This window comes from Maritalea mobilis, from assembly GCF_004363175.1.
GTDB lineage: Bacteria > Pseudomonadota > Alphaproteobacteria > Rhizobiales > Devosiaceae > Maritalea > Maritalea mobilis.
This window is the reverse complement of record NZ_SNYR01000001.1, coordinates 641,462-655,934: the sequence shown is the minus strand read 5'-3', so window position 1 is coordinate 655,934 and position 14,473 is coordinate 641,462. Positions and strand designations below refer to the sequence as shown.

The window sequence follows — 14,473 nt, the reverse complement described above, 5'->3', positions numbered from 1 at the left end:
ACCGCATTCTTTGTGGGATTTGGAAGCTGTGGACAAGATAATTGGGCCATTTGGGCGGCCAAATGCCGCGAAATTGCACTTTCCGGCGGGTTGGCTGTGCAGAATCGTTGATTTTCGCCCCTTTTGCCATTATCTCGGGGGAAGAGATTTTGTTAGGGGGCAACCCCGTTTATTTCACGGAGACCAAGATGGCCGGATTTGACGATCGCGAAAAGGCAGAAGAAGCCAAATATGCTCACGACGAAGCGCTGAAGTTTAGAATTGAAGCGCGTCGCAACAAATTGTTGGGGCTTTGGGCGGCTGGCCTTTTGGGTAAAACCGACGATGCGGACGTGAACGCCTATGTGGGCGAAGTTGTGGCTTCAGATTTCGAAGAAGCGGGCGACGAAGATGTTTACCGCAAAGTGAGCGGTGATTTTAAAGCGGCTGGCGTGAATGTTTCTGAAGAAGAATTGCGCGAGAAAATGCGCGAGCTATACGTTAAAGCTGATGCGCAAGTGAAAGAAGCGATCTAAGCTTTTTCACTGTCGATTTTTTTAAAAGGCTCGAACCTTTGGTTCGGGCCTTTTCTTTTGGCTGCGAACATGAAAATCTGTGCGCCATAAGGGGAGAGCGTATGCAATTTTCACTTGGCGTGTTGAAACATTCAGATTACCGCAAACTTTATGCGGCGCAGGTGATCGCGCTTGCGGGAACAGGGCTGACCACCATTGCGCTGGCGCTATTGGCCTATGAATTGGCAGGCGAAGCGGCAGGCCAAGTGTTGGGCACGGCGCTGACCCTTAAAATGATCGCTTACATTTTCATCGCGCCGGTAATTAGCGCGATTATCCCCGGACAATTGCGCAAGCAGGTGCTGATTGCGCTGGATGTGGTGCGGGCGCTCTGCGTGCTGGCACTGCCCTTTGTGACTGAGATTTGGCAGATTTATCTGCTGATGTTTGTGCTTAATGCCGCGTCGGCGGGTTTTACGCCCACATTCCAGTCGGTCATTCCGCAACTGTTTGAAAAAGACGAGGATTATACCAAGGCACTCAGCCTGTCGCGCATGGCGTATGATTTGGAGAATTTGCTCAGCCCGACCATAGCGGCGCTGCTGCTGGTGTTTGTGAGTTTTGAGAGTTTCTTTGTGGCCAATGGTGTGGCGTTTTTGATTTCCGCTGTGTTGGTCGCCAGGGCGACTGTGCCACCATTGGCGCTGGACAATGTGAAAGATTCACTGAAACGCAAACTGACACAGGGCTTTCAGATTTACATCAAGACCCCGAGATTGCGGGGCGTGTTTGCGCTTTATTTTCTGGTGGCCTTTGCCGGGGCGATGGTGATCGTCAATAGTGTGATGCTGGTGCGTGAACAATTGGGATTGGGCGAAAGCGAGCTTGCATTTGCCATGGCGGCATTTGGCAGTGGCTCGCTTATCGCCGCGTTTTTGGTGCCAAAACTGGCGCAAAGATTTGGCGACCGCCGGGTGATGTTTGCCGGGGCGTTTGTTTTGCTGGCTGGCGTGCTGATCACAGCGCTGATGTTTAGTGGGCTCAGCTATATGTTGCTGTTGTTGGTTTGGCCTTTTCTTGGGCTCGGCTATAGTCTGGTGCAAACACCTGCTGGCCGGGTGTTTAAACGCTCTGCCAATGAAGAAGATTTGCCCAAATTGCTTGCGGCGCAATTTGCATTGTCGCACGCATGTTGGTTGCTGGCCTATCCGATGGCGGGCTTTTTGCCCAGCGCTTTGGGCATGGGCGCAACGCTTTATGCCTTTGCGGGGCTGAGCCTTCTAGCCTTGATTGTGGCAAAGCTGTTTTGGCCGAAAGAGAGCTATGCGCCTATGACGCATAGGCATGATGAAGTTTATCACGACCACGTGCATTTTCATGGAGACCATCATCAGCACGATCATGAAGGTTGGGAGGGGCCGGAGCCGCATACCCATCCGCACAAGCATGACGAGATTGTGCACAGCCATAGCTTTAAGATTGACCGTCACCACCCGGTGTGGCCGTCGCACAGTGCTGGATAGCAGGTTTTAGATGCGGCGCATCAAATTGGCGAAGGCCATGAGACCTTCTGGCCAGGGGCCAAAGCCGGACTTTGGATTGACGTGACCAATTTCGCCTGCGTCGTTGAAAACAGAACCCCAAGCTGCGGCCATTTGTGCTGCGGCTTCCACTTCGCAAAATGGATCATTGCTTGATCCGATCAGCAGCGAGGGGAAGGGCATAGGGTCTTGCACGATGGGCGCGAAGCGCTTTGATTTCTTCGACACATTCTTGTTGTTTTCAACATCCGGCGGCGTCACCAAAAAGGCGCCTGCCACTTTGGTGTCGGTTAGCTTTTGCGCGGTGCGGGAAATGGTGTGCACGCCCAGCGAATGGCCAACCAGCACAACAGGGCGAGTGCTCATCACAATGGCATGATGCAGCTTATCTGACCATTTTTCAGGGTCTGGATTGGTCCAGTTTTCCTGCTCCACAAGCCGAGCTGTGGGCATTTTTTTGACCCAATTTGTTTGCCAGTGGTCAGCGCTGGCGCCGCCCAAACCGGGCACAATCAATATATCTGCTTCTGCGATCTTCATATGAGTGTGATGCCGATTTTTGCTGGGTGGTGCAAGGGAAAAGTCGATCAAAATTTCAATTCTTGACTCTCTGTAAGTATTTACTTACCGTAAGTAATGACTAACTTAAGGTGTGGTGATGGAACAGCAAGCATGGGATGCGTTGGCCGATCCGACGCGGCGGCAAATATTTGAACTGGTGGCGAAGCACCCCAGCCATGTCCAGCCGTTGGCTGATCAGTTGCCGGTGAGCCGGCCCGCCGTGTCACAACATCTAAAAGTGTTGCTGCAGGCGGGATTGGTGGGCGCCAAAAGAGAAGGCACTCGGCAGATCTATTTTGCGGATCAGCGTGGGCTGGCTGGGCTTCGGCGCTGGATGAATGAATTTTGGGATGAGGCTTTGGCCAATTATCAGCAGGAATTCAGGGAGGATGAAAATGACTGAGACTATGAGCGTTTCGAAAAAAGTGATGGTGCCTGCAGATGCAGGAAAAGCATTTGATGTGTTTGTGACGCGGATGGGCAGTTGGTGGCCGAAAAGCCATTCTATTCTGCAAAATGAAGTGCAGGATGTGGTTGTGGAGCTGACACCGCAGGGACGCTGGTATGAGCATGATGGGCTAGGCAATGAAGCCGATTGGGGCTTTGTGAAAAGCTTTGAGCGGGGTGATCATCTGCTGTTGTGTTGGCAGCTCACTGCCGATTGGGCGCGTGATGAGGCGCTGGACACGGAGGTCTATGTGACCTTCGAAAGCAAAGGCGACATGACTGAGGTGACTTTGACCCACCGCTTGCTTGAAAATTATGGCGCGCGGGCAGCAGAGATGAAAGAGAAGTTCGAATCTCCAAATGCATGGGCCGATATGATGCGCGGGTTTGCTGATCGGTTTGACGCGTTGGCAGCCTAAGCTGACGCGCGTTTGATAAACAGGCGACCGCCAAAAACATTCAGCATCAGCCCCAACAAGATGATGGTGCCGCCAAGGATGGCGGCGCTGCTCATGCTCTCGCCCAAGAATATTGTGCCGGACAGGACGCCGAACACAGGCACCATAAGCGAAAATGGGGCGACGAGGCTGGCGGGGTGCTTTTTGAGCAACTGGTTCCAAATGCCGAAGCCCAAAATGGTGGTTGGATAGGCCAAATAGAAGGCGGCGGCGATGGACAGCGGCTGCGGGTTGGTAAACACGGCCCAGATGGCGGCATGATCTTCAAGCATTAGCGACAAGATCAGAAGCGGAATGGGCGGGATTAAGCTGCCCCAAACTACAAAATTGAGCATATCAACTTGCCCGGCCTTTTTGGTGATGATGTTGGCCACGCCCCAAGAGGAGGCAGCGGCAACGCACATGAGGAACGGCACAAGCGCACCGCCGGTATAGCGCTCTGCTGCGATGATGCCGATGCCGGAAAAGGCGACAAAGGCGCCCATGATCTGCCAGCTTTTGGGTTTTTCTCCCAACAGCAAAAACGCAAATAGAATGGTGAAGAAAGCCTGCAATTGCAAAACGATGGAGGACAGAGAGGCGCTCATGCCCCATTTCATGGCGGTGAACAGCAAACCGAATTGGATGACGCCTAAAAACATGCCGAAGCCGATAATGTAGCTCCAGCCAATATTGGGCTTTTTGATGAAAAAGACCCATGGGATCACAACTAGTGAAAATCGCATAGCATTGAGCATGAGCGGCGGAATGTCATTTACGCCCACCTTGATGGCGACAAAATTGAAGCCCCAAATGGCCACAACGAGCAAGGCAAGGAAGAAATCTTTTACGGGCATAGAGGTGTTCCGCGCATCATATCAAAAACTGGCGCGATTAGGACAGCGCCGCTGACTTTGGTCAAGCAGGCACATTTTTCATACGGAGCGAAAAATAAATCAAAATCAATTTATTGAATGTATTTTGATTTTAAAAGACGTTATTTTGCAATAACTTATATGCAGGTCTCGCCTGCTTATCATATTTTGAGATGGAAAGATCAAAAGTGCTGATCAAAGAAAAGCCCGGCAAAAATGCCGGGCTTTTGACTGTTTATTCGCCGAAGACTCGGGCGAAAATCGTATCAACATGTTTGAGGTGGTAGCCATCATCAAACATATCGTCGATTTGGGCATCACTCAGGGCTTTGGACACTTCTTCGTCTGCCTTCAAGAAAGCAGCAAATTCGCCTTCGCCGCGCCATACTTTCATGGCGTTGCGTTGAACGGCGCGGTAGCTATCTTCGCGAGACAGGCCAGCTTGGGTGAGAGCCAACAAAACGCGTTGAGAATTGTGCAAGCCGCCCAGCTTGTCCATATTGGCTTTCATGTTTTCTGGGTAGACCACCAGATTTTCCACCACATTGGTCAAACGTGCCAACGCGAAGTCCAGAGTGACGGTCGCGTCTGGGCCGATCATGCGTTCAACTGAAGAGTGCGAGATGTCACGTTCGTGCCAAAGGGCAACGTTTTCCAGTGCCGGGGTGACCATGCCGCGCACGATGCGGGCCAAACCTGTGAGGTTTTCAGTCAATACTGGGTTACGCTTGTGCGGCATCGCAGACGAGCCTTTTTGGCCTTTGGAGAAGAATTCTTCTGCTTCCAACACTTCGGTGCGCTGCAAATGACGCACTTCGGTGGCCAAACGCTCGATAGATGACGCCACCACGCCCAAAACGGCGAAGAACATAGCGTGACGGTCGCGTGGGATGACCTGTGTGGAAACCGGCTCGATGGCCAAGCCCAGCTTTTCCGCCACATATTGCTCAACGGAAGGGTCGATGTTGGCGAAGGTGCCGACTGCGCCAGAAATGGCACAAGTTGCGATTTCTTCACGGGCGATTTCGAGGCGCTTTTTGCAGCGGTCAAATTCAGCATAGGCTTGCGCCAATTTTACACCGAAGGTGGTTGGCTCAGCGTGGATGCCGTGTGAGCGGCCGATGGTGATGGTGTCTTTTTGCTCATAGGCGCGCTTTTTAAGGGCGGCGAGCAGCTTGTCCATATCGGCCAGCAGCAAGTCTGCAGCGCGGGTCAATTGCACGGAAAGGCAAGTGTCCAACACGTCAGAAGAGGTCATACCCTGGTGCACAAAGCGGGCTTCGGGGCCAACAATCTCTGCCAAGTGGGTGAGAAATGCGATCACGTCATGTTTAACTTCGCGCTCGATTTCATCAATCCGCTCAACGTCGAACTGGGCGTTTTCGCCTTTTTCCCAAACGATTTTGGCTGCTTCTTCTGGCACGATGCCGAGTTTGGCTTGCGCAGATGCGGCATGGGCTTCGATTTCGAACCAAATGCGGAATTTGGATTCTGGTGACCAGATGGACACCATTTCATCGCGTGAATAACGGGGGATCATGTGGTTTGACTTTCACTCGTTTCAGTGTGGGAGGAAGAAGGTTTTAGCGTGCTGGCAAGCACGGCGCTGACCGCCAACATTGGCGTGATGACCATCAAGCCGATCTTAATGTTGGTGACTTCAGCGACAAAACCAATGGAAATTGGGCCGACCAAAAAGCCGGTAAGCGCCAAGAAAGAGAGCACGGCCACGTTGGATGCAGAGCTTTTGCCTGGCGCGTTGGCCGCTGCTGTGACCGCCAGCGGGAAGCCGAGGGCAACACCGCTGCCCAGCATGGCAAAGCCCAACATGGCGATGATGGCATTGGGGGCAATGTAAATCACCCCAAGACCCAACACGCCGATAATGGCCAATGTGCGGGCCAGATCTGTGGTGGAGAAATGCTCGCGCAGCTTATCACCAGTCAGGCGTGTCAATGCCACGGACATGGTGAAGAAGGTGAGGGACAAGCCCGCAAAGCCATGGGAAGCGCCATGAATGTCGCGCATAAAGATCGCCGCCCAATCGGCCACCGCGCCTTCGGTCAATGTGGTGCCGAAGGTGAACAAGCAGATGCCCAGCAGCAGGATGTGGGGCATGGTGAAGCCCATTTTTCCGGTGTTTCCTGCGGCAGCTGGGGCTGGCTGATCCAGATTAACCTGTTTCACCGCATAGAGGCTTGGCAGGATAAGAACAGCGAAAATTGCCACTTCCATCAAAAATGGATCGAGGCGCAAAGCTGCTGATGCTGAGCCAACGATTGTGCCCGTCATCAAGCCAAAGCTCCAAAGGCCGTGGGCGCGGCTCATCACCAGCTTTTTGCGTTGCTTTTCATAAAGGTCAGCAGACACATTCATGCCGAGTTCGAGAATAGACAGTGTGGACCCCATGACGGCCAATGAGAGCATCAAAGTGAGCTGGGAGTTGGCGAGGAAGGGGAGGGTCATCGCCAAAAAGAACAATGGGTAGAAAATCAGCATTGTTTTTTGGGCGCCGAGCCAATCGCCAATGCGACCAGCCACCAGCAGGGACGACAAAGTACCGATGGGGGCGCCGATAAGGGCGATTGCAAGTTCAGCAGGGCTGAGGGCAAGTTTTTCTTGCACCTCAGGAATGCGGGGAAGCCAAGCGCCTAGTGCGACAGGTTGGGAGAAGAAAACAAAGAAGAGCCAGTTTCGCATAGACATAAATTGGGACCTTTATGGTTTGCGGTTATGTGTGGCGTCGCAAACCTAATTCGGCAGCGCGACGGATTTCGTTGATACGCGGCGCATAAGTGGCAGGGTCATTTCCTTTGTAGATTGCAGAGCCAGCGACGAGGGCATTGGCGCCTGCACGGGCGATTTCTTCCGCATTGTTTGCGGTAACACCGCCATCAACCTCAAGATCAATGGGGCGATCGCCGATCAGAGCTTTGGCTTGTTTGATTTTTTCGATCGCTTGAGGAATGAATGATTGGCCACCAAAGCCCGGATTGACACTCATAATAAGGATCAAATCCAACCGGTCAATTACATTCTCAATCGCAGAGACAGGGGTAGAAGGATTGAGAGAAACACCGGCTTTTTTGCCCATAGACTTGATGGCCTGAAGGGAACGATCAAGGTGCGGGCCAGCTTCGGCATGCACCGTGATAATGTCAGACCCAGCCTTGGCAAAAGCTTCAAGATAAGGATCAGCTGGCGCGATCATCAAATGCACGTCCAAGATTTTCTTGGTGACAGGGCGAATGGCCTCCACAATCATTGGACCAATGGTGATGTTGGGCACAAAGTGACCGTCCATCACATCCACATGCACCCATTCGGCGCCGCCTTCATCAATGGCGCGGACTTCGTCGCCCAGACGGGCAAAATCAGCAGAAAGAATTGAAGGTGCAATTTTGATTGGCAATTGGCTCATTTGGGGGCTCCCCTGATCTTTAGCCAGCTATATTTTGGGATATGTAAGCGGGGTTAGCACAATGGTTATCAAATGCCAATTGCCCAAAGGATGAATCTTCACCTGTTCTCACAATTGCGTTAGAGCGACATCTGGTCGCTTGCTTTTGGCTTTTGACGGGTTCAAAAGAGGCGCGTTGCAAAACAAGCAAGGATGTTGTGATGCTTTCCATCAGTTTACCAGTTGTATTTGGCGCAGGTGTTTTGAGCTTTTTGTCACCCTGCGTGCTGCCGCTGGTGCCGCCTTATCTCTCTTATATGGCGGGCACGACATTCGAGCAGCTGCAAGATGAAAGCAACACGGGCAGCAAAGTCTGGTGGAAAACAGTGACCACATCGCTGTTCTTCATCTTGGGCTTTTCAACCGTCTTTATTCTTATGGGCGCGTCGGCCACCTTCCTGGGCAGCGCCTTGCGTTCCGCGCTGGATTGGCTGGTGCCGCTGGCGGGCATCGTGATCATTGTGATGGGTTTGCATTTCCTCGGCTTGCTGCGTATCGGCCTGCTTTATAGGCAAGCGCGGATGAGCGGGCCGACAACGGCCACTGGTCCCCTTGGGGGCTATGGGCTTGGTTTGGCCTTCGCCCTTGGTTGGACACCATGTATCGGGCCGATCCTGGCCGCGATTTTGCCAATAGCGGGCACATCTGAAACCGCGTGGCAAGGTGCTGGGCTATTGGCAGTTTACTCCGCTGGGCTAGGCTTGCCGTTTTTTGCTGCCGCATTGGCCATTCGGCCGTTTATGAGTTTCTTCCAGAATTTCAAGAAGCACCTTGGCACCGTTGAGAAGGTGATGGGCGTGTTTTTGATCATTACTGGTGTGTTGTTCCTGACGGGTGATTTTACGCGGATTAGTTTTTGGTTGTTGGAGACATTCCCCGTCCTCCAAAACTTCGGCTAGGTCTGTGCCCATTGCGCGTCGAGCTTTGGCGTCGGCGCGCCTTGCCCCTATGTTGAATAGGGGCTGCGGCACGCCTCCTACAATCTCCGTGCGCACTGAGCACAGAGTGGGTGGATGGTGCACCGCCTAGCATTGCTTTGCGCAGTGTTGACTAGCGCTCGTGATTTTCCTGCAAAGAATTTGGCGTAAACGCACAGCGTCATTCCCGGACTTGATCCGGGAATCCATTTGATTTGTCCGCTTGTGGAAGCGGACGTGATTTTACATCTAGTACTTGTGGATTTTGACGTCGCAAATGGATTGCAAGATCAAGTCTTGCAATGACGGGTGGGGTTGGTTGTTTGCTGCGACTTGGCCGCCCCGGACTTGATCCGGGGTCGGTTTTATCCCGGCTCAGGGCCGGGATGGCGGGGAGTGGGGCTAAAATAGTTTCAGCGCGCGTAATGAACTATGGCCATCTTTGGCGATGATGATGTGATCGTGCAGGGTGATGCCGAGGGGCTTGGCGATGTCGGCGATGGCGCGGGTCATTTGGATGTCGGCGTTGGACGGGGTTGGATCACCGGAGGGGTGATTGTGCACGAGGATCATTGCGGTCGCGGAGAGTTCCAGACAGCGTTTGATGACTTCGCGTGGATAGACCGGTGTGTGGTCCACCGTGCCGATTTGTTGCACTTCGTCGGCGATCAGTTTGTTGCGCTTGTCTAAAAAGAGCAGGCGGAACTGTTCTTTATCCTCAAAGGCCATTTCTGATTTGCAATAGTCGAGCAGCGCATCCCACGAATTGAGGATTGGCCGTTCGGGCAAAGCATCTTTTGAATAACGTTTTGCGGCGGCGAGCATGATTTTAATGTCCATGGCCGCTGTGGGGCCAATGCCATCAATTTCTTGCAGCAAATTGGCTGGAGCGGCGAGGACTTGGGAAAAGCTGCCAAAGCGGGTGATTAATTGCTTGGCGATGGGTTTGGTGTCGCGGCGCGGCAGAATGCGGAAAAGCAAGAGTTCCAGCAATTCATAATCTTCGAAGGATGAGCCGAGATCACGTTCGAAACGTTGGCGCAGACGGTCGCGGTGGCCGTGATAATGCAGCTTGGGCTTTTTGCCTTGGGCTGGCTGATCGGCTTGAGACTCGTCTGCGTCGCTCATTTACCGCTGCGCTTCGAGTGGGTTGAACAAACCATTGGGCGACTGGGTGAAGATTTCGCAGCCATGTTCTGTGATGCCGATTGAATGTTCGCACTGGGCAGATAGGGTGCGGTCTCTGGTGACTGCAGTCCAGCCATCGCCCAAGATTTTTACGTCTGGACGGCCCAAATTGATCATCGGCTCGATGGTGAAAATCATGCCAGCTTTCAGCTCAGGGCCAGTGCCGGGGTCGCCAAAATGCAAGATGTTTGGTTCGTCATGGAACAAGCGGCCAAGGCCGTGACCCACAAAGTCGCGCACCACGCCACAACGTTCTGCTTCGGCAAAGCTTTGAATGGCGTGGCCAATGTCGCCTGTTGTTTTGCCGGGCTTGGCGACGTCCAACGCACGGAAAAGGCTTTCGTAAGTCACTTCGATCAAGCGCTCTGCTTTGCGAGATACATCGCCAATTGGATACATGCGGGAGGTGTCGCCATGCCAACCATCAACGATCAATGTGATGTCGATATTGACGATGTCGCCATTTTTCAGTGGTTTTTCGTTTGGAATGCCGTGGCACACCACATGGTTGATGCTGGTGCAGATGGAATGGCGGTAGCCGCGATAATTTAGCGTGGCGGGCACAGCATTGTTGTCCATCGCAAATTCAAATGCGCGACGGTCGAGCTCAGCGGTGGTGATGCCAGGTTGGGCATATTCATAAAGCATATCCAACGCTTGGGCGGCCAGATTGCCTGCTTTGCGCATGCCCTCAAAACCTTCTTCACCATGCAGCGGAATGATGCCGGGTGTGCGTTTTTGATCGGGTTTTGCTTGGGTATAGGTGACCATGGAATGCTCTTTTTAATCCTCGTATTTGCGCTGAACCTACCGCTTCACAGGTAAAATTGGAAGAGGTTGGTGGAGGCATATTTGGTTCTGATCGATCGTGCAATCATAACATAGAAATTCAACGCCCGCATTCAAGGCATTTTCAGCCGCTTGGGCATAGGCCGGATCTAAATCAGCTGCGAAACTGAACTGGGTGCAATCTGTGCGCTGGACCAGATAAAGGTTTATTGCGCGGTGGCCCGCGGCAACCATATTGCCAAGTTCACCCAGATGTTTAACGCCGCGCGCGGTTTTGCTGTCTGGAAATTCTGCAAGCGAACCTTCGCGCAGCAAGTGTACGTTTTTCACTTCCACATAGCAGTCAGGCAGGCCTTCGCCTGTGAGCAGAAAATCGATGCGGGATTTTTCGCCATATTTGACCTCAGGGCGAATGTGATCATATGCAGCAAGCTCTTTGATCTGCTTGTTGAGCAGAGCTTCGGCCACGATGCGGTTCGGCAGTGCCGTGTTGATGCCCACCAGATGGCCGTTCACTTCGGTGAGTTCCCAAGAATATTGCAGCTTGCGTTTTGGATTGTTGGATTTAGACAGCCAAACAGGCAGGCCCGACTCTTTCAACCCCAACATGGCACCGGGATTGGCGCAGTGGGCTGTGATGATCTCACCATCATCCAAGCGAATATCGGCCAAGAACCGTTTGTAGCGTTTGATCAGCGTGCCGTGCAGTAGCGGGGAAGGGAAATCCAATTGAGTGGTCCAAACGTTGAAATAAGTTGCAATTCAAGTTCGATCCTTTATTTCAAAGACATGATGACAAAACAAGACCAACCCAAAGCTGTAACCGCCGCCATGCTTGTGGTGGGCGATGAAATTCTTTCTGGCCGCACCAAAGATAAAAATATTGGCACGGTGGCTGATTTTTGCGCCGATCTGAGCATTGATCTTTGCGAAGCTCGCATTGTGGCGGACGAGATTGACGAGATCGTTGCGGCCATCAACGCATTGCGGGCCAAATATGATTATGTGTTCACCAGCGGTGGCATTGGGCCAACACATGACGACATTACCGCCGATGCAGTGGCGAAAGCGTTTGGTGTTGAGTTGAACGTCGACCAACGCGCAATTGATGCGATGCAGGCGCGGTTTGTGGATTACGAGATGACCGAAGGTCGTTTACGCATGGCGCGGATACCTGAAGGTGGTGAGTTGATCGACAATCCGGTGTCGGGTGCGCCGGGCATTCAGATCGAGAATGTGTTTGTGATGGCGGGTGTGCCGAAGATTTTGCAGGCCATGTTGGAGAGCATTGCGCCAACATTGAAGACCGGCGTGCCGCAATATTCGGTGTTTGTGAACTCACAAGTTGGGGAAGGTGTGCTTTCTGCACCGCTTGCAGCATTGCAATCTTCATACCAAACGGTAAAAATTGGCTCTTATCCGCAATTGGGGTCTAAAGATTATATGACCCAGATTGTTATGCGCTCTAGCGATGAAAAAATATTGGAGCAGGTGCGCCACGAGGCTCAGGCGATTGTGGACGATCTGTTTGAGAAAGCAAAAAAGGGACAGGGACCCACAATATGACCGAACCGCAGAATAAATCATTTCCGGTTTCTTGGGATCAATTTCACCGCGACAGCCGCGCTTTGGCTTGGCGCTTGATGAATGAAGAGCCGTTTGACGCCATCGTTTGCATCACCCGTGGCGGCCTTGTGCCTGCAGCGATTATCGCGCGTGAGCTAGGCATCCGCGTGATCGAAAGCGTGTCTGTTAAATCATATGATTATAAAGATCAGGGCGATTTGCAGGTGGTAAAGCCGATCTGCCAAGAGATTATCGATCTCGATAAAACAGGTCGCGTGCTGATCATTGATGATCTGGTGGACACAGGTAAAACTGGCCGCGCTGTGCAGGCCATGTTGCCAAATGCGCATTTCTCCACCGTATATGCCAAGCCATTGGCGCGGGATTTGGTGAACAGCTTTGTCACCGAAGTTTCACAGGACACTTGGATTTACTTCCCATGGGATATGGATGTGTCATACGCGCCGCCTATCCGCGATGGTGTGGGCGACTAATCAATTTTCTGAGTGGACACAGCTTTATCTATGGAAACGCTTGTTTCAACGTCGTCAATCGCGGAAGAAATTCAACTTTCTTTCGCGCCTGTCTTTTTGTTGGCTGCTATTGGCGGCTTGCTGAACGTTCTGGGCACCCATCTTTCGCGGGCGGTCGATCAGCTCAAGTCTGATGAAGATTGGGATGCCGGTTGCGCCCGCGATGTGCGCCGCATTCATTATATTATGTGGTCGAGCCGCCTTTGCGTGATGACCGCAATATTGGTGTGCATCGTGGTTATTCTGATTTTCCTCGGCGACCATGTAGAGCCAGACCTTACGGCCTATATCTCATTTAGCTTTATCGCCGCGATGGCGCTCTTGACTGTCGCGCTTGTGCTGTTTTTGATGCAGTTAACTGTCGCGCGGGAGCGGGCATTGATCAAGTTAAAGGCTATAAAGCGAGTTGGCACCAAGTGACACCCACATTCACAATGAAATAGAGCGCGAGCAGCAGCTTGCGTTCTTGAAACGCAATTGTGGTGTCACCATCCGAAATTTGCTGTTCAAACTTGAGGGCGACGAGACCAGCGCAGAATTTGAAGAAAACTATGCAAACCTTCTCGCGCTGCCAGAAATCTCCTATTGGAAGAGCAAAATTCCCAAAACAGTGGATATGGCAACCATCCTCGGCAGCAGTGATGCGTGCTTTGAGAATTGTTTTGGCAAACTTCTGTCCTTCGGCGTGAAGAGCAAGGATATTCTCTCAACGGAATTGCGGATGCGCTATCTCGATTTTGTTCGCGATAGTGGGGACACTGAAGTCTATGGCGCTTTGGCGCGCTACATTGTGGCCGGTTATCTTCTAATAGGCGGCGATGAAGATGAGACCATCTGTCAAATAGTGTTGGATCGGATCGATACGCTTCATGATTTTGTCGCCAATTCGCCGCTCAAATTCGATATTTATGTAGAGCCAGAAGGCTTTTCCATACCCAAGTCCTATCGTTCGAAGCGGCTTGTTAATCCGGCTCTTTATGAAAATGGGGCGTTCGACCTGCCGCTGGTTCATGACATTTTTATTTTTGCGCATTTGTTCGGCAAATTGCCGAAGGCATATCAGGCGAAGATAAATTTGATCGTCGATTACATCGCTGACCCAAAATATCAGGATTTCGACTATGGCTATGGGCTTGTGAAATATGGGCAGAACAAATTCCATTTTATGGGATGGAGTGCCCATATGCCTTTATTCAATGAGGCTTTGTCTGTTGACTATTTCAAAAAAGGGCTGGTTTTCAGAATGCTGCTTTTCGCAGCATTTGACCATCCGAACATCCGTGCGTGGCAGGATAAGTTGCGCGATTATTTTGCTGCATTTCGGCTCGAGGACAGCCTTTATAGCTTTGTAAATGAACTATTGCCCGAAGTGAAAAATTCCTACTTTTTGAATGGCCGCCACACATCGCTCAATGAGAATAGACGGCGTAAAACGGGAAAAATCGTTGAGTCGACTTTTTACGCCTATTGGGCGGGGCTTTGATTGGGGTTTAATCTAATTCGGGGAGGGGGGAGAAAGTTTTGGTGCGGACGACGGGACTTGAACCCGTAAGCCGGTTAGGGCGAGGGATTTTAAGTCCCTTGTGTTTACCAATTTCACCACGTCCGCAGCGTCGGGTGACCCCGAGAGTGGCATTTTCATAGTCGAAAAAAAATCACATTGCA

General features: G+C 52.0%; 17 protein-coding genes and 1 tRNA gene. 9 read left to right on the top strand and 9 right to left on the bottom strand.

Annotated features, from left to right (window positions below; genetic code table 11):
- Nucleotides 1-188 precede the first annotated feature (188 nt).
- Complete coding sequence (locus ATL17_RS03070) at nt 189-515, top strand: DUF1476 domain-containing protein (protein WP_133571299.1); 327 nt, start codon at nt 189-191, stop codon at nt 513-515.
- A gap of 101 nt (nt 516-616) precedes the next feature.
- Entirely contained in the window at nt 617-2,017 is a 1,401-nt protein-coding gene (locus ATL17_RS03065) for an MFS transporter (protein ID WP_133571298.1), read from the top strand.
- Nucleotides 2,018-2,023: 6 nt separating this feature from the next.
- Here the strand turns inward: ATL17_RS03065 and ATL17_RS03060 are convergent, their stop codons facing one another.
- On the bottom strand, nt 2,024-2,575 hold the full coding sequence (locus tag ATL17_RS03060; RefSeq protein ID WP_133571297.1) for an RBBP9/YdeN family alpha/beta hydrolase: 552 nt from the start codon (nt 2,573-2,575) through the stop codon (nt 2,024-2,026).
- A gap of 118 nt (nt 2,576-2,693) precedes the next feature.
- Between ATL17_RS03060 and ATL17_RS03055 the strand changes: the two genes are divergently transcribed.
- Nucleotides 2,694-2,999, top strand: a complete 306-nt coding sequence (locus tag ATL17_RS03055; protein WP_133571296.1) for an ArsR/SmtB family transcription factor — start codon at nt 2,694-2,696, stop codon at nt 2,997-2,999.
- Nucleotides 2,992-3,462: an SRPBCC domain-containing protein gene (locus ATL17_RS03050; RefSeq protein ID WP_166638873.1), complete on the top strand. Its 471-nt coding sequence runs from the start codon at nt 2,992-2,994 to the stop codon at nt 3,460-3,462. Before ATL17_RS03055 ends, ATL17_RS03050 begins: the two co-directional genes overlap by 8 nt.
- Here the strand turns inward: ATL17_RS03050 and ATL17_RS03045 are convergent.
- From ATL17_RS03045 to rpe, 4 genes are all read right to left on the bottom strand, one after another.
- On the bottom strand, nt 3,459-4,337 hold the full coding sequence (locus ATL17_RS03045; RefSeq protein WP_133571294.1) for an EamA family transporter: 879 nt from the start codon (nt 4,335-4,337) through the stop codon (nt 3,459-3,461). The genes ATL17_RS03050 and ATL17_RS03045 overlap by 4 nt on opposite strands.
- Nucleotides 4,338-4,590: 253 nt before the next feature.
- Nucleotides 4,591-5,895: an adenylosuccinate lyase gene (gene purB, locus ATL17_RS03040; protein ID WP_133571293.1), complete on the bottom strand. Its 1,305-nt coding sequence runs from the start codon at nt 5,893-5,895 to the stop codon at nt 4,591-4,593.
- On the bottom strand, nt 5,892-7,061 hold the full coding sequence (locus tag ATL17_RS03035) for an MFS transporter (protein ID WP_133571292.1): 1,170 nt from the start codon (nt 7,059-7,061) through the stop codon (nt 5,892-5,894). Before ATL17_RS03035 ends, purB begins: the two co-directional genes overlap by 4 nt.
- Before the next feature lie 25 nt (nt 7,062-7,086).
- The gene (gene rpe, locus ATL17_RS03030; RefSeq protein WP_133571291.1) at nt 7,087-7,776 is read right to left on the bottom strand and encodes a ribulose-phosphate 3-epimerase; all 690 of its coding nucleotides are present in this window, start codon (nt 7,774-7,776) and stop codon (nt 7,087-7,089) included.
- Nucleotides 7,777-7,976: 200 nt separating this feature from the next.
- Here rpe and ATL17_RS03025 point away from each other — a divergent pair, with 200 nt between their 5' ends.
- The gene (locus ATL17_RS03025; protein ID WP_208111103.1) at nt 7,977-8,714 is read left to right on the top strand and encodes a cytochrome c biogenesis CcdA family protein; all 738 of its coding nucleotides are present in this window, start codon (nt 7,977-7,979) and stop codon (nt 8,712-8,714) included.
- 420 nt (nt 8,715-9,134) lie between these two features.
- On the opposite strand, the gene radC is transcribed toward ATL17_RS03025, so the two are convergent.
- From radC to sfsA, 3 genes are read right to left on the bottom strand one after another with little or no spacing between them, the layout of a single operon-like run.
- Nucleotides 9,135-9,860 carry a RadC family protein gene (gene radC / locus ATL17_RS03020; protein WP_133571289.1) on the bottom strand — a complete coding sequence of 242 codons (726 nt, stop codon included), beginning with the start codon at nt 9,858-9,860 and terminating at the stop codon, nt 9,135-9,137.
- Nucleotides 9,861-10,691, bottom strand: a complete 831-nt coding sequence (map, locus tag ATL17_RS03015; RefSeq protein ID WP_133571288.1) for a type I methionyl aminopeptidase — start codon at nt 10,689-10,691, stop codon at nt 9,861-9,863.
- 36 nt (nt 10,692-10,727) lie between these two features.
- Nucleotides 10,728-11,438, bottom strand: a complete 711-nt coding sequence (gene sfsA / locus ATL17_RS03010) for a DNA/RNA nuclease SfsA (RefSeq protein ID WP_133571287.1) — start codon at nt 11,436-11,438, stop codon at nt 10,728-10,730.
- Here sfsA and ATL17_RS03005 point away from each other — a divergent pair, their 5' ends adjacent.
- The 4 genes from ATL17_RS03005 to ATL17_RS02990 are packed head-to-tail and all read left to right on the top strand — an operon-like array spanning nt 11,439 to nt 14,291.
- Nucleotides 11,439-12,275 carry a competence/damage-inducible protein A gene (locus tag ATL17_RS03005; RefSeq protein WP_342775917.1) on the top strand — a complete coding sequence of 279 codons (837 nt, stop codon included), beginning with the start codon at nt 11,439-11,441 and terminating at the stop codon, nt 12,273-12,275.
- Nucleotides 12,272-12,769, top strand: coding sequence for a xanthine phosphoribosyltransferase (gpt, locus tag ATL17_RS03000; protein ID WP_133571286.1), 498 nt, complete (start codon nt 12,272-12,274; stop codon nt 12,767-12,769). Before ATL17_RS03005 ends, gpt begins: the two co-directional genes overlap by 4 nt.
- A gap of 30 nt (nt 12,770-12,799) precedes the next feature.
- Nucleotides 12,800-13,228, top strand: coding sequence for a DUF2721 domain-containing protein (locus ATL17_RS02995; RefSeq protein ID WP_133571285.1), 429 nt, complete (start codon nt 12,800-12,802; stop codon nt 13,226-13,228).
- Entirely contained in the window at nt 13,215-14,291 is a 1,077-nt protein-coding gene (locus tag ATL17_RS02990; protein WP_133571284.1) for a hypothetical protein, read from the top strand. The genes ATL17_RS02995 and ATL17_RS02990 overlap by 14 nt, the downstream gene beginning before the upstream one ends.
- Before the next feature lie 39 nt (nt 14,292-14,330).
- On the opposite strand, the gene ATL17_RS02985 is transcribed toward ATL17_RS02990, so the two are convergent.
- A tRNA-Leu gene (locus ATL17_RS02985) sits at nt 14,331-14,417 on the bottom strand.
- Nucleotides 14,418-14,473: the final 56 nt, after the last annotated feature.